Origin of the sequence: Nocardioides dongkuii (assembly GCF_014127485.1) — a bacterium.
GTDB classification, from domain to species: domain Bacteria; phylum Actinomycetota; class Actinomycetes; order Propionibacteriales; family Nocardioidaceae; genus Nocardioides; species Nocardioides dongkuii.
Window position 1 is genome coordinate 798,737 of sequence record NZ_CP059903.1, and the last position, 20,868, is coordinate 819,604.

A 20,868-nucleotide genomic window follows, 5' to 3' on the forward strand; every position below is an offset into this window, starting at 1 on the left:
GGGGGTCAGAGGGCCAGGTCGAGGCCGGGACGGGGCTGCACGTCCCGGGCCGCGCGCGGCTCGGGGACGTCGGGCCGGGCCGGCCGGTCGAACCGGTCGGGGGGCCCGCGGTGCTCGCCCGCGGACCGGCCGCGGCCGTCGTACGACGGGCCGTGGTCGGCGCCGCCGCGGGCGGAGGACTCGGACGGCTGGCCGGACTGACCCGGCTGGCCGGGCAGGTCGTGGACCGCGACCCGGGCCTCGACGCCGCCGGTCTGCTCCAGCAGCCGCCGCAGCTCGGGGGCGGCGTGGACGAGGGCGTCGCGGGCGTCCGGCTGGGCGGCCAGGCGGACCTGCACCTCCCCGTCGCGGACGGTGAGCACGACCCGGACCTCCCCGAGGGTGCCGGGGTCGAGCCGCATCGTGATGCGGTGGGTGCCGTTGCCGGACTGCGAGAGCCGGACGACCTCGGGGATGACCTGCCGCGGCACCGCGGTCGCGGCCGGCTCGGCGGGCACCGGCTCGAGGCCGGCGGTGCTCGTCGCGCCGACCGTTGCCCCGCCGGCTGCGGTCACCGCAGCGGTGGCGGCCGCAGGGTCGGTGCCGGCGGGGGGCGCGGTCACGGGCGCCGCGGCGGCGGGAGCGGTCGGGTCCGGGACGTCGAGCGTCGGGACCGCCGAGGCGGCCGGAGCGGCGTCCTCGACGGTCACGGGCTCGACGGACCTCACCGCGGCCTCGAGGGCGGCGGTGGTCAGGGGGGCGAGGGCGGCCTCGGGCACCGCCAGGCGGGCCTGCACGACGGCGGCGCCGAGCGCCGGGTCCGGCGCCGGGGCGGCCTCGACCGGGTCGGCAGGGTCGACAGGGTCGGTCTCGTCGTCCTCGGGGGCGTCGGCGACGTCGGTCCCGTCGGCGGGTGCCGGCTGCGTGCCGGACACGACGGGGAGCGGGACGCCCGGCTCGGGCGCGAGCGCAACCGCCGGGTCGGCGGGATCGGCGGGGTCGGCGGGGTCGGCGGGCTCCGCTGCAGCAGCCGGCAGCGGCGCGGCGCCCGGGACGCCGGCGGAGACCGGCGTCGCCGGAGCGGGCGCCGGTCCGCCGGAGACCATCGCTGCGAGCAGCGCGCCGAAGCCGGCGGCACCGGCACCGGCACCGGCACCGGTGCCGGGCGTGGGCGCCGGGCCCGTGAGCAGGTCGAGCAGGGGGTTCGCCGGGAGCGGCGTGACGGGGCACATCAGGAGGGTCCGATCATGGCGAGGACGGAGCGGACGTAGTTCTGGGTCTCGGGGTACGGCGGGACGCCGTCGTAGCGCAGGACGGCGCCGGGGCCGGCGTTGTAGCCGGCGAGCGCGAGGTCGGTGCTGCCGAACCGGTCGAGGAGGTCGCGCAGCAGGCGCGCGGCGCCGTCCACGGCCTGGACCGGGTCGAAGGAGTCGGTGACGCCGAGGCCGCGGGCGGTGCCCGGCATCAGCTGCATCAGGCCCTGGGCGCCGGCGGGCGACACGGCCTGCGGGTCGTAGCCGGACTCCTGGCGGGCGACGGCGGCGAGCAGGCCGGCGTCGACGCCGTACCGCTGCGAGGCGCCGACGAACAGGTCGCGGTAGGGGACGTCGGCGGGCACCCGGGACGCGGCGGGGATGCCGGCGATCCCGTCGAGCGCGGGGATCCCGGGGAGCCCGCCGGACGACGTCGCGGCGGCGTCGGGCAGCACCCGCCGGATGTGGCTCGGGGTCTCGTAGACGTCGATGACGCGGACGTCGAGCCCGGTGCGCGGCGCCTCGATCATCTGGCCGTCGCCGATGTAGATGCCGACGTGGTGCACGGGGGAGCCGAAGGCGAGGATGTCGCCGGGCTGGGCGTTGTCGAGCCCGCCCTGGACGACGCGGCCGGCCTCGGCCTGCTGGTAGGAGACGCGGGGCAGGTCGACGCCGAGGTTCTTGTAGACCAGCTGGACCAGGCCGGAGCAGTCCAGGCCCTTGTCGGGGTCGGTGCCGCCCCAGACGTAGGGGATGCCGAGGTACTTGCGCGCCTCGGCCACGACCTGCTGCCCGTCCGCGCTGGTGCCGGTCGGGGCGGTGCCGGCAGCCCCGGTGCCGGAGGCGGCGGCGGTCGCGGTCGCCAGGGAGCTCGCGAAGCCGGCGGCGGTCGAGGCGCCCGTACGCGGCGCGAGCAGAGCCAGCTGGGACTGGATCTGGGTGATGCGTGCGGTGATCTCGCTGACGCTCATGCGGTCGCCTCCGCCCGGTGGCGGCGCAGCCAGAGCCGTCCGGCCACGTCGTCGAGCTCGCGGGCCTCGGCCTGCAGCGCCTCGGCACGGCGCTCGTCAGCGCGGCGCCCCAGGAGGCTCTCGACCGCGGAGAGCCGGGTGTGGTCGCCCTGCCAGTGCTCCTGGGCGGAGGTGGCCACGAGCGTGGCGGTGTCGAGCTCGGCCCGGGCGTGGGTGGTCGCCTCGCGGAGGCCGACCAGCTGGGTGCGGAGCGCGACGAAGGCGCCCATGTCGCCGCTGACGAACGACCCGTGCTGCCGGGTGATCTCCTCGAGCTCGGCCAGCCGCCCCGCGTGCGCCTCCTGCTCCCGGCGGGCCTGCTGGAGGCCGAGCCGGCTGTCCCGCTCGCGGACCTCGCGGACCCGCTCCACGGCCCGCAGGCCGCGGTCGGCCGTGCGCCCGGCGCTCACGGCGCCACCAGCGCGTTCAGCCAGGCCCAGGTGTCGCCGGTGGCGGTGGCCTCGTCCATCGGCTGCTGGAGGAACTCGTCGATCAGGCCGCGACGGGCGAGGGCGGCGTCGGCGTCGGGGTCGCTGCCCGCGACGTACGCGCCGATCTCGACGAGCTCGCGGACGTTGCGGTGCGCGGCCATCATCCGGCGCAGCCGGGTCGCGTCGGCCCGCTGGTCGAGGGTGGTGACCGCGGACGTCACCCGCGAGATCGACTCGAGGACGTCGATGCTGGGGAAGTGGCCGGCGGTCGCGAGGCGGCGCGAGAGGACCACGTGGCCGTCGAGGATCGACCGGGCGGTGTCGCCGATCGGGTCCTGCAGGTCGTCACCCTCGACGAGCACGGTGTAGAGCCCGGTGATCGAGCCGGTCGGCGAGGTGCCGGCGCGCTCGAGCAGCCGGGGGAGCAGGGCGAAGACGCTCGGCGGGTAGCCGCGGGTCGCGGGGGGCTCGCCGGCGGACAGGCCGATCTCGCGCTGGGCCATCGCGACCCGGGTGAGGCTGTCCATCATCAGCACGACGTGCCGGCCGTCGTCGCGGAACCACTCCGCGATCCGGGTGGCGACGAACGCCGCGCGCAGCCGCTCGACCGGCGGCGCGTCGGAGGTGGCGACCACGACGACCGAGCGGGCCAGGCCCTCGGGGCCGAGGTCGTTCTCGAGGAACTCGCGGACCTCGCGGCCGCGCTCGCCGACCAGCGCGATGACCGAGACCTCGGCCTCGGTGCCGCGGGCGATCATCGAGAGCAGGCTGGACTTGCCGACGCCGGAGCCGGCCATGATGCCGATCCGCTGGCCGGTGCCGCACGGCACCAGCGCGTCCAGGGCGCGGACGCCGAGGCCGAGCTGCGTCTGGATCCGGGGCCGGGTGAAGGCGTCGGGGGCGGGGTGCTCCACGACCGCGTCGTGCAGGCCGGGCAGGTCCGCGAGCGGCGGGCCGCCGTCGACCGGGCGGCCGAGGCCGTCCAGGACCCGCCCGCGCAGGGCGTCGCCGACCTTGATGGAGAGCGGTCCGCCGGTGCTGCGGACCACCGCGCCCACGTGCAGGCCCTCGGTGCGGCCGAGGGGGAGGCAGGTGAGGCCGCCGTCCGTGCTGCTGGCGACGACCTCGGCCAGCAGCGGGTCGGGGCCGCCCCCCACCTCGAGCAGGTCGCCGACCGCGGCCCGGATCCCGGAGACGCGCAGGTGCAGGCCGACGAGCTCGGAGACCCGGCCGAGCCGGAGCGGGCCGGCGGCGGCGAGGGCCTGCTCGCGGACCCGGCGCAGCGGGGCGGTGGCGAGGCTCATGCCAGCGCCTCCCGGACCCGGTCCAGGGCGGCGTCCACGCCGAGGTCGACCACCGTGGTGGCGGTCTCGACGACGGCGTCGTGGCGGCCCAGGGTCGGGTCGGCGACGACGGTGACGCCGTGGGCGGCCAGCGCCTCGGCGGCGGCGTGGGAGCGGACGTCGGGGTGGACGCGGACGGTCGTGGGGACGCCGTCGGGCAGCACCTCCAGCGCGCGGCGTACGACGTCGCCCGCGGGGTCGGCCGCGGTGGCGAGCTCGCGGCCCAGCAGGGCGGCGGTGAGCTCACGGGCGAGGCGCAGCGCCTCGTCCTCGACGGCGGCGCTCACCGCGGCGGCGGCGTCCTGGAAGGACGCGGCGGCCCGGACCAGCGCGGCCACGGCGTCGGCGTGCTCGGCCTGCCGGCGCCGCTCGGCGAGCTGCTGGGCGTGGGCGGCCTCGTCGGCCTCGTCGGCGGCCCGGGCCGCGGCCTCCCGGCGGCCCTCCGCCCAGCCCACGGCGTACCCCTGCGCGCGGGCGGCGGCGGCGGTGCTCTCGGCGAGCCGGCCGAGCGCGCGCTCGGTGACCTCGTCCCCGAGGACGGCGCGGTCGCCGAGCCGGGTCCAGGACCCGTCGCGGAGCTCCGGGGTGACCAGGCCGACGGCGCCGACGGCCTCGGGCCCGCGCAGCACGGCGGCGGCCGGGGCGTCGTACGCCTCGAAGGGCAGGACCGCCAGCGGGCTACTCGACGAACTCATCGTCGCCTCCTCGGCGGACCATGATCTGGCCCTGCTCCTCGAGCTGGCGGATGGTGCGGATGACGCCCTGCTGGGCCTCCTCCACCTGCGCGAGGCGGACCGGGCCGAGCAGCTCGATCTCCTCGACCAGGCTCTGCCCGGCGCGCTCGGAGAGGTTGCGCACGATCTTGTCGCGGACGTTGTCCGGGACCCCCTTGAGCGCGAGCGCCAACGAGGCCGTCTCGACCTGCCGCAGCACCTGCTGCACGGAGCGGTCGTCGAGCTTCGTGATGTCCTCGAACATGAACATCCGGCTCCGGACCTCCTCGGCCAGCGCCTGGTCGAGGGACTCGAGGCCCTCGACGATCTGGCGCTCGGTCGAGCGGTCGGAGCGGTTGATGATGTCGACGAGCGGGTCGAGGCCGCCGACCCGGGACATGTCCTGGGGCTGCAGCATCGAGGAGAGCTTGCGCTCGAGCGTGGCCTCGACCCCGCGCACGATGTCGGGCGAGGTCCGGTCCATGACCGCGATCCGGTGGGCGACCTGCGCCTGCTGGTCGGCGGGCAGCCCGGAGAGCAGCAGCGAGGCCTTGTCGGGCGTCATGTGGGCGAGCACCAGGGCGATGACCTGCGGGTGCTCGTCGACGATGAAGGAGCGCAGCTGCGCCGGGTCGGCCCGGTGCAGGAACTGGAAGGGCATCTGCACCGCGGCGGCGTGCAGCCGGGCGATGATCTCGGCGGCGCGCTCGGGGCCCATGGACTGCTCGAGGAGCTGCTGGGCGTACACGAGGCCGCCGCGGCTGATCGCGGTGCGCGCGGTCATCAGCTCGTGGGCCTCCTGCAGCACCGCCTGGGTCTCGGGGGCGCTGATCGAGTCCAGGCGCGCGATCTCGGCGGTGACCGCCTCGACCTCGGTGTCGCTGAGGTGGCTGAGCACCTCGGCGGCCCTGTCCCGGCCGAGCTGGACCAGCAGGACCGCGGCCTTGCGGGTGCCCAGGGAGGCGACGGCGGTGCTCACGAGGGACGCTCCACGAGCCAGCCGCGCAGCAGCTCCGCGACGTCCTCGGGCTGACGCTCGATGAGCGCGTTGAGCTCGTGGCGCATCTGGCCGGCCTCGTCCAGCTCGGCCTGCTCCAGCGCGAGGGCGGCAGGGGTGGTGGTCTCCAGCGCGGCGGTGTTCCGGGCCTGGTCGGCCCTCAGCTGCTCCACGAGGTACGACGTCGCCTCCTGCCGGGCCTTGTTCCGCCGGCGGGCGGTGACCCAGGCCAGGAGCAGCAGCAGCAGCACCAGGACGGCCAGGCCGGCCTTGCGGATCAGGTCCATCCGGGCGCTGGCGGCGTCCGCCTTCGCGGCCGCCTCCAGCTCCGCCGCGGCCGCGTCCTCCGCGGACCGGTTGAAGGGCAGGGAGGAGACCTTGACGGTGTCGCCGCGCGCCTTGTCGATGCCGATGGTGGCGGCCACCAGGCCGCGGATCTCGTTCGGGTCGACGTTGCCGGCGGCCTCGCCGTCGAGCACCACGCCGACGTGCTGCGACTCGATCGCGCCGGGGGCGGTCTCGCGGCGCTCGACACGGGACCCGACAGCGTTGTCCTGGGTGACCTGCTCCTTCTCGTAGCTGCCGTCGGTCGCGGCGGCGCCGGTCTCCTCGGTCTGGCCGTCCGGGCCGACCACGCCGCCGGCGGCGCCCGGGGCCCCGTCGACGCCGTTGTAGGACTCGGTGGAGGTGGCGGTCGAGAAGGGGACGGCGTTGCCCTCCTCGTCGTACTCGGTGGTCTCGGTGACGGTCTTGTCGAAGTCGAGGTCGACGGTGACCTGCACGGTGGAGTTCCCGGCGCCGACGACCTGGTCGAGCATCCGCTGCAGCCGGCCGTTGAGCTCGTCCTGGACCGCCTTGACCTGCTCGTTGCGGGTGGTGGCCGCGGCGCCGCCGCCGGCGCTGTCCGGCGCGGTCAGCACCCGGCCGGTGGAGTCGGCGACCGTGACGTTCTCGGGGTCCATGCCGTCGATGCTGGAGGCGACGAGGTGGACCACGGCCTGCACCTGGCTGCTCTCGAGGGAGTTGCCCGGGGAGGTCTGTAGCAGCACCGAGGCAGTGGAGGGCTCCTGCTCGTCGGCGAAGACCTCCTTCTCCGGCAGCGCGAGGTGGACGACGGCGGTCTGCACGTCGTCGATGCCCTCGATGGTGGTGGAGAGCTCGCCCTCCATCGCGCGCTTGAAGTCGGTCTGCCACTGGTCCTCGGAGGTGGAGAGGCCCTGGTCGTCGAGGAGCGAGTAGCCGCCCTCGGAGCTGGTGGGCAGGCCCTCGCCGGACAGCTCGATCCGGGTCTCGTAGACCTGGTCGCGGGGCACCATCACGGTGCCGCCGCCGCCGGCGATCTCGTAGGGGACGCCCTGGGACTCCAGCTGCTCGACGACCGCCGAGGCGTCGGTCGAGGACAGGTTGGAGAACAGCGGGGCGTAGCTCGGCGTGGACGCCCAGCGGAAGACCATGAACCCGCCGAGCAGGAGCGCCAGCGTGCCCAGCACGGCGACGACCTTCTGCCCGGTGGTGAAGGCGGCGAACGACTGGCGGAGCTTGCCGGTCAGCCGGGTGATCGTGTCCTTCATCAGACCTGCATCCGCATGATCTCGGTGAACGCCTCGACCGCCTTGTTGCGGACGGCGACCGTCACCTGGGTGGTCGCCGCGGCCTGCGAGGCCGCGATCGTGTAGTCGTGGAGGTTCTCGAGCTCACCGGTGGCGGCCTGCACGGCCAGCGAGTCGCTGGTGCGCTGCACGCCGTCGAGACGGTCCAGGCCGTCGAGGACGAGGTCGCCGAAGTCGGGACCGGAGGAGCGGGAGGCGGAGACGCCGGAGACGCCGGAGGTGGCGGCGGCCGGGGCCGTGGGGACCTGGGGGGCGACGTACGGCGTGAAGCCGGCCGCGCCGGCGAGGCCCTCGATGCCGGAGACGCTCATCAGCGGTTGCCGATCTGGATCGCGCTGGCGTAGGCGTCCTGGGCGAACTGGGTCACCTGCGAGGAGGCCTGGAAGCCGCGCTGCGCCATGATCAGCTGGCTCATCTGGCTGGTGAGGTCCATCGCGGGGCCGCGGACGTAGCCGTCCTCGTCGGCGAGCGGGTGGTCGGGGGAGTGCACCAGCACGCCCTCGGGGTCGCCGGTCGCGATGCCGGCGACGTCGACGCCGCCGTCGGGACGGGCCTGCGCCACCACCATCTGCGCGGTGAAGGCGTCCTCGTCGGTCGAGGTCATCGTGTTGACGTTGGCGATGTTGCTGCCGATCGTGTCCAGCCAGGTCTGGTGCATGCCGAGGCCGGAGCCGGCGATGCGGAGCAGGTCGAAGGCGCCCATCAGGAGGCACTCGCCGCGGTCTTGAGGTGCTCGAAGCGGTCGGTCACGGCGCGGGTCACCATCTGGTACTGGAACTGCGACTGCATCGCCGCGAGGGTCTCCTTGCGGAGGTCCACGTTGTTCCCGTTGGCGCCGACCGGGGTGTCCACGGCGACGGTGCTGATGCCGGCCCGGGCCAGGTCGGCGGCGGGGTCGTCGGAGCCGAGGGCGTCGGTGAGCGCGCTCTCGAAGTCGACGGCCACGGCGCGGAAGCCGGGGGTGTCGACGTTCGCGAGGTTGTCGGCGATCGTGCGCTGGCGCAGCGACAGCCCGTCGAGCGCGAAGCCGAGGGCAGCCGACACGGGGTCGGACGCCGAGAAGGCAGGAACGGACACGGGGGACCTCTCCAGGAGGAAGCGAGGTGCCGGTCCGTCGGCGGGTGTGCTGAGCAGTCCCTGCTCTGGGAGGTGGATCGGTCGGGGTCGTGCCGATCTGAGGACTTTCTTTTCTCGGGGTGCCGCTCAGGCGAGGACGAGGGCCAGCCGGCCGGCGCCGTACCCGGCGACGTCGACCCGCAGGTCGAGGCGGCGGCCGAGCACCTGGGTGCGGGCGCGCAGGTCGGCCGGCACCGGCGAGCCGGCCAGGTGGACGGCGTACGGGCGCAGCTGCGGGCCGTCGGCGCCGGCGAGGAGCGGCGCGACCTCGGTGATGAGGCGGTCCAGCCTCGCGCCGATCACCGGACCCAGGGTGCTCTCGGTGACCGCGGTCCGGGCGGCGGCGGGCGGCACCAGCGCCGACGCGGCCCCGGCGTACGCCGAGAGCGGCAGGTCGAGCACGACCAGGGCCCGCACCACCAGCGTGTCGTCGACGTACGACGCGACGCTGGCGGGGGTGAACTCGCTCACCGCGAGCGGCGGGCCGGGCCGGAGCGCGACCTCCCGGCGGAGTAGGTCGCCGAGCAGGTCGCGCACCTGCATGGGGCCGGGCAGGCGGACCGCCCCTGTCGACGCGTGCATGTGAGGGTGCTCCTGTTCTCAGGCGGATCGGGTGCGGCTACGCCGAGACGTCGACGTACGCCGGCACGTGGCGGCGCCCGGAGGCGCGGTCGACGCGGTCGACCACGGCCTGCTGCCGGGAGGTGTCGCCGAGACGGTCGGCCAGCTGCTCGAGGACGGCCTCCTGGCGGGCGAGGATCTCGTGCGCCCGGGCCTGGAGGGCGGTCGGGACCGGGCCCTGCGGGCTCGGGACGTCCCACTGGTCGACGCGCAGGTCGGTGCCGTGGGCGAGGGCCAGCTCGGCCCGGATCACGTCGAGCTCGATCCGGTCGAGCGTGACCTGCCAGGCGTCGTGGGCGGGGTCGATGACGACCAGCGTCAGCCCGCCGCGGTCGACGAACACGACGGCCTCAGGCCGCGCTCAGCGACAGCAGGGCGGCCTCGCGCCAGGTGGCGCACAGGTCGCTGACCAGGCTCAGGCAGCCCTCGGCCATCGCGACGTCGCGGGTGATGTTGGCGCGGACCAGCTGGGTGTGCAGGTAGTCGTAGATGGAGGCCAGGCCGGGGCCGGCGTCGCACTCCTCGACCTTCAGGCTCGCGCGCAGCTCCAGGATGATCTCCTGGGCGTGCACGAGCTGCCGGTTGGACTCCTCGCGGTCGCCCGCGACCAGGGCGTCGCGGCCCCGTGTGACGTCGAGGACGAGGCGCTCGCAGAGCATCACGAGCAGGCGGGCGGGGCTGGCGGTCGCGACCGATGCATCCATGTATGCGGTGCGCGCGTGGGTCATCATGGGTGGCCTTCCTTGGCTTCCGTGGAATGACGGGTGGATCAGGACGTGGACGTTGGATCAGGAGGAGGAGAGGGAGGAGAGCTGGCTGGACAGCCAGCTGGACTGGCTGCTCATCTGGGACAGGGCGGTCTCCAGAGCGGTGTACTGGCGCTCGAGGTTGCTGCGGCGCAGCGCGAGCCGGTTGTCCCAGTCCTCGATGCTGTCCTCGAGGCGGCCGACGCCGGTCTCGCGTCCGGTGATCACGAGGGTGAGGCTGCCCGTGGCCCGGTCGCTGGCGCCCTTGGTGACCGTCGCCATCCGGGCGGCGAACCCGTCGCCGTCGGTGCTGAACCGCTCCGCCACGCCGACCGGGTCGGCGGCGTACGCCTGGGTCAGCTTGGTGCTGTCCAGCTCCAGCCGGCCGTTGCGGTTGACCTGGATGCCGAGGGAGGCCATCGAGGTGTTGTCAGCGGGGTAGACCGCGTCGACCAGGGCGCTGCGCAGGTTGCGGAGCGTCGCGTCGCCGGCCAGGGCGCCGGGCTTGCCCAGGATGCCCTTGGTCGAGGTCTGGACGTCGATGTCGGCGAGCACGGCGTTGATCGAGTCGACCAGGTCCTTGACCTTGGCGGTCACGGCCCCGGTGTCGCGGGTGACGCCGAGCGCCGCGACGTCCCCGACCTTGGCGCCGGCGCCGAGCGCCAGGGTGATGCCGGGCATCACGTCGGTGAAGGTGTTGGTGCCCGAGGTGACCCGGATGCCGGCGCCGAGGTCCAGCGTGGCGTCGGCGCCCGGTCGCACGGTGGCCCCGCCCAGGAGGGGCGAGCCGTCGGCGGCGGTGAGGGCGAAGTCCTGCGCGGCGCCGGTGGCGGTGGACTCCACCAGCAGCTGGTAGCGGCCCTCGGAGACCTGGATCGCCGAGGCGCGGAGCCCGGTGGCGTTCGCCGGGTCGTTGATCGCCGCGACCAGGCCGGTCAGGGTGCCGTCGGTGGCGAGCGTCTGCGGCGAGCCGTCGAACCGCTCCAGGAGGACGTCGGTCGAGGCGCCGGTGACCTGGTCGCCCAGCGCGTGCTGCTCGGCGTACCCCAGCTGGTGGCTGCGGGCCACCGAGGTCACGGTCGCCGACAGGGAGCCCGGCGACGCCGTGGGCCCGGTGGTGATCGTGACGGCGGCGTTCGAGGAGGTCGCCGTGAGCGGCGACCAGGCGGCTGGCTTGGCGAGGTCGGCGGCCTTGGTGGCGAGCGCGGCGACCTTGGCGTTGAGGTTCTGCAGGGTGGTCAGGACCGACTTCTCGGTCGAGACGCGGGTCTTGAGGCGGTCCTGCGGCACCGCCTCCAGCTGCATGAGCTGGTTGATGATCGTCGAGGTGTCCAGGCCGCTGGCGAGACCGCTGATCGTGGCCACGGTTCCTCCTTCGGCTCGTGCGACAGGTCGGGGGTGGAGCGGGGACAGGGGTGGGAGCGCGGGTCACGCGCTCCCACCCCGGTCAGGGTCAGCGGAGGAGGCTGAGGACGCCCTGCGGGGCCTGGTTGGCCTGCGCGAGCATCGAGGTGCCGGCCTGCGACAGGATCTGGGCGCGGGTGAAGTTCATCATCTCCGAGGCCATGTCGGTGTCGCGGATCCGGCTCTCCGAGGCGGACAGGTTCTCGATCGCGACGTTGGTCGACGCGATCGTGTGCTCGAACCGGTTCTGCACCGCACCGAGCTCGGCGCGCTGCGCCGAGATCGTGGTGATGGCGGCCTTGACGGTGCTGCTGTCCTCGATGTCGACGGCCGCGACGTTCAGCTCGGACAGGGCGCCAGGCCTGGCGGCCGTGGCGGGCACGGCAGGCGGGCCGGGCACGGCGGGCGTGCCGGCCGTGCCGGTGCCGTCGATGGTGATGATGTCGCCGTTGTCGGAACCGACCTGGAAGGTCAGGTCCTTGCCGTCGAAGAGCTTCACGCCGTTGAACGTGGTCTTGTCCGCGATTCGGTCGATCTCCTCCTTCAGCGCGCTGAACTCGGACGACAGGGCGGCCTTCGAGTCGTCGTTCTGGATGCCGTTGGCGTACTGCACGGAGAGGTCGTTCATGCGCTGCAGCATGGAGTGGACCTCGGTCAGGGCGCCTTCCGCGGTCTGGGCGACCGAGATGCCGTCCTGGGCGTTGCGGACGCCGACCTTGAGGCCGCCGGTCTGGGCGCGGAGGCCCTCGGAGATCGCCAGGCCGGACGCGTCGTCGGCGGCGCGGTTGATGCGGAAGCCGCTCGAGAGCTTCTCGAGGGACTTCGACATCTGGCCCTGGGTCACCGACAGGTTGCGGTAGGTGTTGAAGGCGTCGGTGTTCTGGTTGATGCGGAGACTCATGATGGTGTTCCTTCCTGGAATGTGAGTCGGCGTGGAGCCCGTCCGTGGGCTCCTGCTCTGGGTGGTGCGCCCCTCCCATCGGCGACGGGTGCGGGGGCTTGAGGAGTCCGGGGAGGAATTTCCTGCGACTTTTTCTCCGCAGGTCCGCCACCGGGCTCCTCGAGATCAGCCGGCGGCCTCGAAGGGCGCCGGGAGGGTGCGTCGTCCGGACGTGTGCCGCGCGGCCACGGCGCGGAAGTAGGCGTCGCGGCGCTTGGCCGCACAGCCGTCGGGACGCGCGTGGGCGGGCACCAGGTCGGGGTCGAGCGCGGAGTTCATGGCGTCGCGCAGCAGGACGAGAGCCTCGGCCCGCATCTGCGAGATCCGCGACTCCGAGACCCCGAGCTCGTCCGCGATGTCCAGCATCGGGCGCTCGTCGAGGAAGTAGCCCTGCACCACCGCGCGCAGCCGCTCGGGCAGCTCCTCGATGGCGTCGACGAGGTACTCCAGGCGCTCCTGGTGCTCGACCAGAGCCTCGGGCGACGGGTCGGGGCTGGCGAGGATCTCCGCGAACGGGGTCTCGGCCGAGCCCTGCAGGGAGAGCACGTTCGCGCGGGCGACGTCGTCGTCGTTCCCCTCGACCTCGCCGACGGTGATGCCGAGCTCGGCCGCCACCTCGGCGTTCTCGGGGGAGCGGCCCAGCGAGGTGGCGAGCCGGGTGCGGGTCTCGTCCAGCTCCCGGCCGCGGCGGCGCACCGATCGGGAGGCCCAGTCGACGCTGCGGAGCTCGTCGAGGATCGCGCCGCGGACCCGGCTCGCGGCGTACCGCACGAACGGGACGCCGCGGTCGTCCTGGAAGGAGCGGCCGGCCTTCACCAGGGCGGTGAGGCCCGCCGAGTGCAGGTCGTCCCGGTTCACGTGCGAGGGGACGCGGCTCATCGTCTCCCGGACGATGTGGGCGACCAGGCCCATGTGCTGGACGACGAGCTCGTCGCGCTCGTGCGGCGTGCCTTCGACGCCGCTGGGGTCCGCGGTCACGTGCTGCTGCACGTCGTCTCCGAAGCTGCTCATCATCCCTCGCTCTCGTTGCCGGTGGCGGGGTCCGGGTGCTCTGGCACCGGCCTCGCGACAAGAAGAATGGGCACCACCCCCGCGGCATCCAAGGGCAATCGTGCGATCTTCAACCGGCCGACTAGACCGACGCCGGGCGCTCCATGAAGAACGGATCAAGATCCCGGAAGAGGCCTTCAGTCCTCCAGGTGTCGTGGCGATCGTGGCGCGCTCGAGCCCACCCTCTCGGTGCCCCCCGGGGCATTCATCGCCCTGCGAGCCGGGAACCTCTCAGGTCCGTCGGGGGGCGGGCGATGGTCAGGACGCACCCCCCGTCCATCCCCCCACACCGCCCCCGGGCCAGGAGGTTTCTCGTGGAGAAGCTGTCCCTCATCCTCTGGCGAGAGCGCGAGCTCCTGGAGACGCTGCTCTACCGGCTCGAGGTGGAGCAGCTCGTCCTCGCCCAGGGCCGCTCGCGGTGGCTGATGCGTGCCGCGAACGACGTCGAGAGCATCCTGCAGCAGCTGCGCGAGACCGAGATCCTGCGGGCGATGGCCGCGGACGAGGCGGCGACGTCCGTCGGCCTCTCCGCCAACCCCTCCCTGCGGGTGCTCGCCGAGTCGGTGCCGGAGCCCTGGCACGAGATCCTCATCGACCACCGCGATGCCTTCGTCTCGCTGACCGACCAGGTCATCGCGCTCGCCGGCGTCAACCGCGACCTGATCACCACCGGCTACCGCGCTGCCCGGGAGACCCTGCTCGACCTCGGCGGAGCGCCGGACAGCTACGGCCAGGACGGCGCCGCCGTCGCGACCGCGCCGGCCACGCGCCGCTTCGACCGGAGTCTCTGACATGGCCGGGTCCCTCTCCTCGCTCAACACCGCGCTGTCCGCCCTCCAGTACCAGCGGGTCGCGATGGACGTGGCCTCCTCGAACATCGCGAACGTCAACACCGAGGGCTACACCCGCCGCCGCGTCCAGGGCGAGTCCCTCGGCGCCCCGGCCGTCCCGGCCGTGTGGTCGCGGTACGACGGCGCCGGCGGCGGCGTCACGGCCTCCCGGGTGGACCGGATGGTCGACCCGCTCCTCGACGCCCGCGGCCGCTACGAGCACGGCCAGCAGTCGTTCCTCCAGACCCGCGCCGACGTCCTCGCCCGGGTCGAGGGCGGCATCGGCGAGCCCGGGGACACGGGCGTCTCCGCCGCGCTGAAGCAGTTCCGCAGCAGCTGGCACGACCTGGCCAACAACCCCGGCGGCGAGGCCGGGCGGAGCCAGGTGCTGGCGACGGCCACCTCGCTCGCCGACGCGATCCGGGCCCAGGCCTCGAACATCACCAAGGAGCAGGGCGACCAGCAGGCGCGCCTGGTCACCGTCGTCGGCGAGGTCAACACGCTCGCGCAGGAGCTGGCGGCGACCAACCGCACGCTGGTCTCCACCTCGCTCAGCGGCGTCGACAACGTGGACATGCTGGACCGGCGCGACCAGCTGACGATGCGGCTCGCCGAGCTCACCGGCGGGGTCGCGACGATCCGGCCCGACGGCGCGGCCGACGTCCGGGTGGGGGAGGCGGTCCTCGTCTCCTTCGACTCCACCACGCCCCTCGACGCCACCGCGCCCCCCACCGGCGTGGGCGGCGAGCTCGGCGCGGTCCGCGAGCTGCTGACCACGACGCTCCCGGCGTACGGAGAGGCCCTCTCCGAGGTCGCGCAGACACTGGCCGACGAGGTCAACGCGCTGCACAGCTCTGGCTTCGACCAGGACGGTGCGCCCGGACAGGCGCTGTTCGCCTACGACCCGGCGAACGTCGCCGGGACCCTCTCGGTGGCACTCACGGACGGTCGCCGGCTGGCGGCGTCCGGGCTGCCGGGCGGCGTCACCGACGGCTCGGTCGCCGACAAGCTCGGCGGCCCGGGCGCCACGGACTCGGCGTACCAGCGCCTGGTCGTCACGTTCGGCACCCAGGTCGCCTCGGCCGCGCGGCTCGCCGCCACCCAGGGCCTGGTGACCGCCCAGGTCGACGGGTCCCGCGAGCAGCTCGCGGGCGTCAACCTCGACGAGGAGATGGTGTCGATGATGTCGGCCCAGCGCTCCTACGAGGCCGCCGCCCGCGTGATGACCGTCGTGGACTCGGTGCTCGACACCCTCATCAACAGGACAGGACTGCTGCGCTGATGACGTACCGGATCACCCAGGGGATGCTGACCCACCGGTCGGTCGACTGGCTCCAGAGCAGCCTCGGCCGCACGGCCAAGATCCAGGAGCAGCTGTCCACCGGGCGGGTGCTCAACCGGCCCTCGGACTCGCCCAGCGGCACCACGACCGCGATGCGGCTGCGCTCGGAGCTGGGCGACCAAGGACAGTACGTCCGCAACGCCGAGGACGGGTCGGCCTGGCTCGACCTCATCGACGGCACGGCGGACGCCATGACCACCGACGTACGCCGGGCGCGCGACCTCGCGATCCGGGGCGCGAGCGCCGGCGCCGCCACCCCCGCCGCCCGCGGCGCGCTGGCCGCCGAGATCGACCAGATCCGGGAGAGCCTGCTCGCGCAGGCGAACACCGACTACCTCGGCCGCCCGGTCTTCGGCGGCGTGACCGCCGGGAGCAAGGCGTTCGACGACACCGGCGCGTACGTCGGGACCCCCGGCCCGGTGATGCGCACCGTCGCCGACGGGATCAGGGTCCGCGTCGACGTGGACGGCACCGACCTGGTCGGCCCCAACGGCGCCTCGCTCTTCGACGACCTCGACGCGCTGTCCGACGCCCTGCGCGCCGGCGACGACGCCGGCATCGGTGCCGGGCTCGACGCGCTGGGCGGGCGGCTGGAGAAGCTCGCCGCCGTCCGCGCCCAGGTCGGCGCCACCCAGTCCCGGATCGAGGCGGCCTCGCTGAAGGCTGCCAACGCCGAGCTGACCCTCACCCAAGCCCTGTCCGAGGTCGAGAACACCGACCTGCCCCGCGCGATCGTGGACCTGAAGATGCAGGAGGTGGCCTACGAGGCCGCCCTCGCCGCGACCGGACGTGTCCTACAACCGAGCCTGGTGGACTTCCTGCGATGATGACGATGATGGAACAGACGACCGAGATGCCGACCCCGGCCCTGCCCGACCTGCCGGTCATCGAGCTGGTCCAGCCCATGCCGGGCTTCCCCGACCGGCGCCGGTTCGCCCTGGTGATGCTCGACGATGCCGGCACGCTCTGCGCCCTGCGCTCGCTCGAGGACCCCGACCTGCGGTTCCTGGTGGTCACCCCGGGCAGCTTCTTCCCCGGCTACAGCCCGGAGATCGACGACGCCGCCGCCGCCGAGCTCGGGCTGACCGTCGCGGAGGACGCCCTGGTGCTGCTGGTGCTCACCGCCGGCGCCACCCTCGACGAGACGACGGCCAACCTGTTGGCCCCGGTCGTGGTCAACATCGCCACCCGCCGCGCCGCGCAGATCATCCTCGACGATTCGTCATTGCCGGTGAGCGCGCCGCTCGTGGCGTAGGTTGGCCCCATGCTGGTCCTGAGCCGCCGCGTCGGTGAGAGCGTCGTCATCGGCGACGACATCACGATCACGGTGCTCGAGGTCCGCGGGGACGTCGTCCGCGTCGGCATCGACGCCCCCCGCTCGGTCGCGGTCAACCGCGCCGAGCTGCTCCGCGAGCTCGAGAACAGCAATCGCACCGCCGCCTCGCCCAGCGACGAGACCGTCGCCTCGCTGAGCCAGGCCCTCCGCGACCGCACGACGTAGGTCGCCCGGCGACGTCGTACCTCCTGGACCCTGGTTGTCGGGAGGTAGTCCGGCACGTTCCGGTCGTGATCGGGCCCCGTCGGCAGCCGAAACGTGCCGGACTATCCCTGGAGTGGGTCGCGGCGGGGTAGTCCGCCACCTGCGTGCTGTCCCCGGGGCGGGAGACGACAAGGGTGTGTCGGACTATCCCCACCGGGATCGGTCCGGCAGCGACCCGGCTCACGTTGACCCGGCGACGAGCACTGGAATAAAGTTGTCGCGATCAACCTTATTCCTGACGTGAAACGAGCACCCGTGACCCAGGCCGGACCTCCGACCGACGAGCCCACCGCCATGTCCCGCACCGTCCCCGGCGCCCCGGACGCGCCCGCCGCGGAGATGACCCACCGCGAGATCCTCGAGGCGCTGTCGGGACTGCTGCTCGCGATGTTCGTGGCGATGCTCTCCAGCACCGTCGTCAGCAACGCCCTGCCGCGGATCGTGACCGACCTCGAAGGCACCCAGACCGGCTACACCTGGGTCGTCGTCGCGACCCTGCTCACCATGACCGCGACCACCCCGATCTGGGGCAAGCTGGCCGACCTGTTCAGCAAGAAGATGCTGGTCCAGGTCGCCCTGGTCATCTTCGCGATCGGCTCCCTGGTCGCCGGCCTCGCGCCGAGCATGGAGGTGCTCATCGGCGCCCGCGCCATCCAGGGCCTCGGCGTCGGCGGCCTCACCGCGCTGGTGCAGGTCGTCATCGCCTCCATGGTGAGCCCCCGCGAGCGCGGCCGGTACGCCGGCTACATCGGCGCGGTCTTCGCCACCGCCACCGTGAGCGGCCCGCTGCTCGGCGGCCTGATCGTGGACTCGCCGCTCGGCTGGCGCGGCTGCTTCTACGTCGGCATCCCCGTGGCCGTGGTGGCGTTCGTCGTCCTACAGCTCAAGCTGCACCTCCCGGTGATCAAGCGCGAGGTCAAGATCGACTACGCCGGCGCGACGCTGATCGTCGCGGGCGTCTCGATCCTGCTGGTGTGGGTCTCCCTGGCCGGCGACCAGTTCGCCTGGGCTTCGAGCACGACCGCCCTCCTGCTCGGGGCCGCGGTCGTCGTCATCGCCGCCGCGCTGTACGTCGAGGGCAAGGTCGCCAGCGAGCCGGTCGTCCCGCTCCGCCTGTTCCGTGACCGCACCACGTCGCTGGCCACGCTGGCCTCGGTAATGATCGGTGTCGCGATGTTCGGGTCGACGGTCTACCTGAGCCAGTACTTCCAGCTCTCCCGGGGGATGACCCCCACCAACGCCGGCCTGATGACGATCTGCATGGTGGGCGGCCTCCTCGTCTCGAGCATCGTCAGCGGCCGGATCATCACCGCCACCGGTCTGTGGAAGCGCTGGCTCGTCGCCGGCTCCGCTCTCGTGGTCCTCGGCTTCGCGCTGCTGGCGACGATCGACGCGAACACCTCCCTGACCGTCGTCGGCCTGTTCATGGCCGTCCTCGGCGTCGGCATGGGCATGACCATGCAGAACCTCGTGCTTGCCGTGCAGAACAACGCCAAGGCCGCCGACCTCGGCGCTGCCAGCTCGGTGGTCGCGTTCTTCCGCTCCATCGGCGGCACGGTCGGGGTCTCCGCGCTGGGGGCGCTGCTGGCCCACCAGGTGGCCGACTCGATGACGTCCGGGCTGCAGAAGCTGGGCGTCGACCCCGGTGCCGGCGGCGGCAAGGGCGCCATCCCGGACCTGGCCAGCCTGCCCGCCCCGATCCGCGACCTCTACGAGAACGCCTTCGGGGAGGCCACCGGCCACCTGTTCATGGTGTCCGTCCCGTTCGCCGTGGTTGCCCTCCTCTGCGTGCTCTTCATCAAGGAGGTGCCGCTGCGCACCACCGTCGGCACGGCGCAGCAGGAAGCCACGGAAGCCACCACGGAGGCCACCACGGAGGAGGCGCGAGCCCGATGACGAGTGTGGATGCAGGTCGCGACTCCCGGCGGGCGGCGCACCTCGTCACCCTCGAGAACGAGGTCGGCGTCCTGGTACGCCGGGTGCGCCGGGTGCTCGGCGTCCGGGCCCGGGCCGTGCACCCGCAGCTGCAGCCCGCGGCGTACCTGATGCTCGCCTACCTCGACTCCCACGGGCCGATGCGGTCCTCGGCGATGGCGGAGGTCTTCGACATCGACAAGGGCGCGATCAGCCGCCAGGTCCAGCACCTCGTCGACCTCGGCCTCGTGGACCGCACCCCCGACCCGGCCGACGGCCGCGCCGCGCTGGTCTCCGCCAGCGGCGACGCCGCGACCCGGCTGGCCGAGGTCGCCTCGATGCGGCGTCGGCTGCTCGACGACAAGCTGGGGGACTGGTCCGAGGAGGAGCTCGGCGACTTCGCGGCGGTCCTCGGCCGCTACAACGCCGCGCTCAACGGCTGAGCCACACCGCCGTGTCCGGCGGCAGCGCGCCGACGTCGAGCTCGCCACTCGCGATCAGCACCTCGCCGTCAGGCAGGGGCACCGGCGAGGTCCCGCAGTTCAGCACCGCGGTGACCGGCCCGCGCCGCAGCGCCAGCACGTCCGCGCCGGCGTCGAGGACCTCGACCTGGTCGCCCGCCGTCGTCGCGAAGGTACGACGCAGCGCCAGCGCCCGGCGGTAGAACGCCAGCGTGGAGCGGGGGTCGGCCTCCTGCGCGGCGACCGTGAGCGGACCCCAGTCGTCGGGCTGCGGGATCCAGGGCTGCGCGCCGCCCGGCCCGAAGTCGTACGGCGGGGCGTCGCCCGCCCACGGCAGCGGCACCCGGCAGCCGTCGCGGCCGACCTCGCCGGTGCGGAACCAGGAGGGGTCCTGCCGGTCGTCGGGGTGCACGTCGACCTGCTCGAGCCCGAGCTCCTCGCCCTGGTAGAGGTACGCCGACCCGGGCAGCGCGAGCATGGTGAGCGTCGCGGCCCGGGCGCGCGCGAGCCCGGTCGCGCCGCCGCCGTACCGGGTCGCGTGCCGCACCACGTCGTGGTTGGAGAGCACCCAGGTCGGGGAGGCCCCGACCGGCGTGACCGCGGCGAGGGTGCCGGTCACGACCTCGGCGAACGCCGTCGCCGACCAGGGCGCCAGCAGCCAGGAGAAGTTGAACGCCTGCTGCATCTCGTCGGGCCGCACGAAGCGCGCCATCGACTCCGGCGACTGCGTCCAGGCCTCCGCGACGAGCATCCGGTCGCCGGGGTAGCCGTCGAGCACCCGCCGCCAGCGGCGGTAGACCTCGTGCACCTCGGGCTGGTCCCACATCGGCTCGTCGCGCTGGGTGCGCTCGACCATCGACTCCCCGGTCGGCGCGGCGCTGCCGAGCTCCTCGCCGTCGTCGACGACCTGGTCGCGCAGGGACTCCTCCTTGACCAGCCCGTGCGCGACGTCGATGCGGAAGCCGTCGACGCCGCGGTCCAGCCAGAAGCGCAGCACGCCCTCGAACATGTCGCCGATCTCCGGGTGCCGCCAGTCGAGGTCGGGCTGGCTGGAGTCGAACAGGTGCAGGTACCACTGCCCGTCGTCCATCTGCGTCCACGCCGGCCCGCCGAACACCGAGCGCCAGTTGTTGGGCGGCTCCTCGCCCTCGGACCCGCGGCCCTCGCGAAGGAGGTACCGCGCCCGCTCCGGGCTGCCGCGCTCGGAGTCCAGCGCCGCCTGGAACCAGGCGTGGTCCGACGAGGTGTGGTTGGGCACCAGGTCGACGATCACCCGCAGCCCCAGCTCGTGCGCGCGGGTGGTCAGCGCGTCGGCGTCCGCGAGGGTGCCGAAGAGCGGGTCGACGTCGAGGTAGTCCGCGACGTCGTACCCGTGGTCCTTCTGCGGGGAGCGGTAGAACGGCGTGATCCACAGCGCGTCGACGCCGAGGTCGCGCAGGTAGGGGAGCCGGGCCGTGATGCCCGGGAGGTCCCCGACGCCGTCGCCGTCGCTGTCGGCGAAGCTGCGGACGTAGACCTGGTAGGTGACCGCGTGCCGCCACCACTCGGGAGAGTCCATGCCCCCAGGT

General features: G+C 73.7%; 24 protein-coding genes. 7 read left to right on the top strand and 17 right to left on the bottom strand.

From position 1 onward, the window contains the following. Positions 1 to 5: 5 nt before the first annotated feature. The 16 genes from H4O22_RS03740 to H4O22_RS03815 all read right to left on the bottom strand — a co-directional run bounded on the left by H4O22_RS03740 (position 6) and on the right by H4O22_RS03815 (position 13,174). Positions 6 to 1,211: a flagellar hook-length control protein FliK gene (locus tag H4O22_RS03740; protein ID WP_182525732.1), complete on the bottom strand. Its 1,206-nt coding sequence runs from the start codon at positions 1,209 to 1,211 to the stop codon at positions 6 to 8. After that, positions 1,211 to 2,203, bottom strand: coding sequence for a transglycosylase SLT domain-containing protein (locus H4O22_RS03745; protein WP_182525733.1), 993 nt, complete (start codon positions 2,201 to 2,203; stop codon positions 1,211 to 1,213). Before H4O22_RS03745 ends, H4O22_RS03740 begins: the two co-directional genes overlap by 1 nt. Continuing rightward, the gene (locus H4O22_RS03750; protein ID WP_182525734.1) at positions 2,200 to 2,652 is read right to left on the bottom strand and encodes a flagellar export protein FliJ; all 453 of its coding nucleotides are present in this window, start codon (positions 2,650 to 2,652) and stop codon (positions 2,200 to 2,202) included. The genes H4O22_RS03745 and H4O22_RS03750 overlap by 4 nt, the downstream gene beginning before the upstream one ends. After that, on the bottom strand, positions 2,649 to 3,977 hold the full coding sequence (locus H4O22_RS03755) for a FliI/YscN family ATPase (protein ID WP_182525735.1): 1,329 nt from the start codon (positions 3,975 to 3,977) through the stop codon (positions 2,649 to 2,651). Before H4O22_RS03755 ends, H4O22_RS03750 begins: the two co-directional genes overlap by 4 nt. After that, positions 3,974 to 4,711 carry a FliH/SctL family protein gene (locus tag H4O22_RS03760; RefSeq protein WP_182525736.1) on the bottom strand — a complete coding sequence of 246 codons (738 nt, stop codon included), beginning with the start codon at positions 4,709 to 4,711 and terminating at the stop codon, positions 3,974 to 3,976. Before H4O22_RS03760 ends, H4O22_RS03755 begins: the two co-directional genes overlap by 4 nt. After that, a complete protein-coding gene (fliG, locus tag H4O22_RS03765; protein WP_182525737.1) occupies positions 4,695 to 5,708 on the bottom strand; it encodes a flagellar motor switch protein FliG in 1,014 nt (337 codons plus the stop codon). Before fliG ends, H4O22_RS03760 begins: the two co-directional genes overlap by 17 nt. Beyond that, positions 5,705 to 7,297 (bottom strand): flagellar basal-body MS-ring/collar protein FliF, encoded by a 1,593-nt coding sequence (gene fliF, locus H4O22_RS03770; protein ID WP_182525738.1) that lies wholly within the window; start codon positions 7,295 to 7,297, stop codon positions 5,705 to 5,707. The genes fliG and fliF overlap by 4 nt, the downstream gene beginning before the upstream one ends. After that, positions 7,297 to 7,647 (bottom strand): flagellar hook-basal body complex protein FliE, encoded by a 351-nt coding sequence (gene fliE / locus H4O22_RS03775; RefSeq protein WP_182525739.1) that lies wholly within the window; start codon positions 7,645 to 7,647, stop codon positions 7,297 to 7,299. Before fliE ends, fliF begins: the two co-directional genes overlap by 1 nt. After that, positions 7,647 to 8,039, bottom strand: a complete 393-nt coding sequence (locus tag H4O22_RS03780) for a flagellar basal body rod protein FlgC (protein WP_182525740.1) — start codon at positions 8,037 to 8,039, stop codon at positions 7,647 to 7,649. Before H4O22_RS03780 ends, fliE begins: the two co-directional genes overlap by 1 nt. After that, positions 8,039 to 8,413 (bottom strand): flagellar basal body rod protein FlgB, encoded by a 375-nt coding sequence (gene flgB / locus H4O22_RS03785; RefSeq protein WP_182525741.1) that lies wholly within the window; start codon positions 8,411 to 8,413, stop codon positions 8,039 to 8,041. The genes H4O22_RS03780 and flgB overlap by 1 nt, the downstream gene beginning before the upstream one ends. A gap of 126 nt (positions 8,414 to 8,539) precedes the next feature. Next, positions 8,540 to 9,034: a hypothetical protein gene (locus H4O22_RS03790; RefSeq protein WP_182525742.1), complete on the bottom strand. Its 495-nt coding sequence runs from the start codon at positions 9,032 to 9,034 to the stop codon at positions 8,540 to 8,542. 37 nt (positions 9,035 to 9,071) lie between these two features. After that, positions 9,072 to 9,416 carry a hypothetical protein gene (locus tag H4O22_RS03795; RefSeq protein ID WP_182525743.1) on the bottom strand — a complete coding sequence of 115 codons (345 nt, stop codon included), beginning with the start codon at positions 9,414 to 9,416 and terminating at the stop codon, positions 9,072 to 9,074. Positions 9,417 to 9,423: 7 nt separating this feature from the next. Further along, on the bottom strand, positions 9,424 to 9,804 hold the full coding sequence (gene fliS / locus H4O22_RS03800) for a flagellar export chaperone FliS (protein WP_182525744.1): 381 nt from the start codon (positions 9,802 to 9,804) through the stop codon (positions 9,424 to 9,426). Positions 9,805 to 9,861: 57 nt separating this feature from the next. Next, positions 9,862 to 11,184: a flagellar filament capping protein FliD gene (fliD, locus tag H4O22_RS03805; protein ID WP_182525745.1), complete on the bottom strand. Its 1,323-nt coding sequence runs from the start codon at positions 11,182 to 11,184 to the stop codon at positions 9,862 to 9,864. Between the two features lie 88 nt (positions 11,185 to 11,272). Beyond that, positions 11,273 to 12,124, bottom strand: a complete 852-nt coding sequence (locus H4O22_RS03810; RefSeq protein WP_182525746.1) for a flagellin N-terminal helical domain-containing protein — start codon at positions 12,122 to 12,124, stop codon at positions 11,273 to 11,275. A gap of 165 nt (positions 12,125 to 12,289) precedes the next feature. After that, on the bottom strand, positions 12,290 to 13,174 hold the full coding sequence (locus H4O22_RS03815; protein ID WP_182525747.1) for a sigma-70 family RNA polymerase sigma factor: 885 nt from the start codon (positions 13,172 to 13,174) through the stop codon (positions 12,290 to 12,292). Positions 13,175 to 13,527: 353 nt separating this feature from the next. Between H4O22_RS03815 and H4O22_RS03820 the strand changes: the two genes are divergently transcribed. The 7 genes from H4O22_RS03820 to H4O22_RS03850 all read left to right on the top strand — a co-directional run bounded on the left by H4O22_RS03820 (position 13,528) and on the right by H4O22_RS03850 (position 19,282). After that, complete coding sequence (locus H4O22_RS03820; protein ID WP_182525748.1) at positions 13,528 to 14,004, top strand: flagellar protein FlgN; 477 nt, start codon at positions 13,528 to 13,530, stop codon at positions 14,002 to 14,004. Position 14,005: 1 nt separating this feature from the next. Then, positions 14,006 to 15,325 (top strand): flagellar hook-associated protein FlgK, encoded by a 1,320-nt coding sequence (flgK, locus tag H4O22_RS03825; protein WP_182525749.1) that lies wholly within the window; start codon positions 14,006 to 14,008, stop codon positions 15,323 to 15,325. After that, positions 15,325 to 16,212: a flagellin N-terminal helical domain-containing protein gene (locus H4O22_RS03830; protein WP_182525750.1), complete on the top strand. Its 888-nt coding sequence runs from the start codon at positions 15,325 to 15,327 to the stop codon at positions 16,210 to 16,212. The genes flgK and H4O22_RS03830 overlap by 1 nt, the downstream gene beginning before the upstream one ends. A gap of 8 nt (positions 16,213 to 16,220) precedes the next feature. After that, positions 16,221 to 16,640, top strand: a complete 420-nt coding sequence (gene fliW / locus H4O22_RS03835) for a flagellar assembly protein FliW (RefSeq protein ID WP_227466358.1) — start codon at positions 16,221 to 16,223, stop codon at positions 16,638 to 16,640. Between the two features lie 9 nt (positions 16,641 to 16,649). Continuing rightward, entirely contained in the window at positions 16,650 to 16,886 is a 237-nt protein-coding gene (gene csrA, locus H4O22_RS03840; RefSeq protein WP_182525751.1) for a carbon storage regulator CsrA, read from the top strand. A 333-nt stretch (positions 16,887 to 17,219) separates the two neighbouring features. Further along, a complete protein-coding gene (locus H4O22_RS03845; protein ID WP_227466356.1) occupies positions 17,220 to 18,821 on the top strand; it encodes an MDR family MFS transporter in 1,602 nt (533 codons plus the stop codon). After that, a complete protein-coding gene (locus H4O22_RS03850) occupies positions 18,818 to 19,282 on the top strand; it encodes a MarR family winged helix-turn-helix transcriptional regulator (protein WP_182525752.1) in 465 nt (154 codons plus the stop codon). The genes H4O22_RS03845 and H4O22_RS03850 overlap by 4 nt, the downstream gene beginning before the upstream one ends. Here H4O22_RS03850 and H4O22_RS03855 read toward each other — a convergent pair. Further along, the gene (locus tag H4O22_RS03855; RefSeq protein ID WP_182525753.1) at positions 19,272 to 20,858 is read right to left on the bottom strand and encodes a glycoside hydrolase family 13 protein; all 1,587 of its coding nucleotides are present in this window, start codon (positions 20,856 to 20,858) and stop codon (positions 19,272 to 19,274) included. The two genes, H4O22_RS03850 and H4O22_RS03855, sit on opposite strands and share 11 nt — an antisense overlap. Positions 20,859 to 20,868: the final 10 nt, after the last annotated feature.

Bases quoted from the DNA above. Each gene is read 5' to 3' on its own strand.
- H4O22_RS03740 (WP_182525732.1), bottom strand. From the start codon at position 1,211: ATGTGCCCCGTCACGCCGCTCCCGGCGAACCCCCTGCTCGACCTGCTC.
- H4O22_RS03745 (WP_182525733.1), bottom strand. From the start codon at position 2,203: ATGAGCGTCAGCGAGATCACCGCACGCATCACCCAGATCCAGTCCCAG.
- H4O22_RS03755 (WP_182525735.1), bottom strand. From the start codon at position 3,977: ATGAGCCTCGCCACCGCCCCGCTGCGCCGGGTCCGCGAGCAGGCCCTC.
- H4O22_RS03760 (WP_182525736.1), bottom strand. From the start codon at position 4,711: ATGAGTTCGTCGAGTAGCCCGCTGGCGGTCCTGCCCTTCGAGGCGTAC.
- fliF (WP_182525738.1), bottom strand. From the start codon at position 7,297: ATGAAGGACACGATCACCCGGCTGACCGGCAAGCTCCGCCAGTCGTTC.
- fliE (WP_182525739.1), bottom strand. From the start codon at position 7,647: ATGAGCGTCTCCGGCATCGAGGGCCTCGCCGGCGCGGCCGGCTTCACG.
- H4O22_RS03780 (WP_182525740.1), bottom strand. From the start codon at position 8,039: ATGGGCGCCTTCGACCTGCTCCGCATCGCCGGCTCCGGCCTCGGCATG.
- H4O22_RS03790 (WP_182525742.1), bottom strand. From the start codon at position 9,034: ATGCACGCGTCGACAGGGGCGGTCCGCCTGCCCGGCCCCATGCAGGTG.
- fliS (WP_182525744.1), bottom strand. From the start codon at position 9,804: ATGATGACCCACGCGCGCACCGCATACATGGATGCATCGGTCGCGACC.
- H4O22_RS03810 (WP_182525746.1), bottom strand. From the start codon at position 12,124: ATGAGTCTCCGCATCAACCAGAACACCGACGCCTTCAACACCTACCGC.
- H4O22_RS03815 (WP_182525747.1), bottom strand. From the start codon at position 13,174: ATGAGCAGCTTCGGAGACGACGTGCAGCAGCACGTGACCGCGGACCCC.
- flgK (WP_182525749.1), top strand. From the start codon at position 14,006: ATGGCCGGGTCCCTCTCCTCGCTCAACACCGCGCTGTCCGCCCTCCAG.
- H4O22_RS03830 (WP_182525750.1), top strand. From the start codon at position 15,325: ATGACGTACCGGATCACCCAGGGGATGCTGACCCACCGGTCGGTCGAC.
- fliW (WP_227466358.1), top strand. From the start codon at position 16,221: ATGGAACAGACGACCGAGATGCCGACCCCGGCCCTGCCCGACCTGCCG.
- csrA (WP_182525751.1), top strand. From the start codon at position 16,650: ATGCTGGTCCTGAGCCGCCGCGTCGGTGAGAGCGTCGTCATCGGCGAC.
- H4O22_RS03845 (WP_227466356.1), top strand. From the start codon at position 17,220: ATGTCCCGCACCGTCCCCGGCGCCCCGGACGCGCCCGCCGCGGAGATG.
- H4O22_RS03850 (WP_182525752.1), top strand. From the start codon at position 18,818: ATGACGAGTGTGGATGCAGGTCGCGACTCCCGGCGGGCGGCGCACCTC.
- H4O22_RS03855 (WP_182525753.1), bottom strand. From the start codon at position 20,858: ATGGACTCTCCCGAGTGGTGGCGGCACGCGGTCACCTACCAGGTCTAC.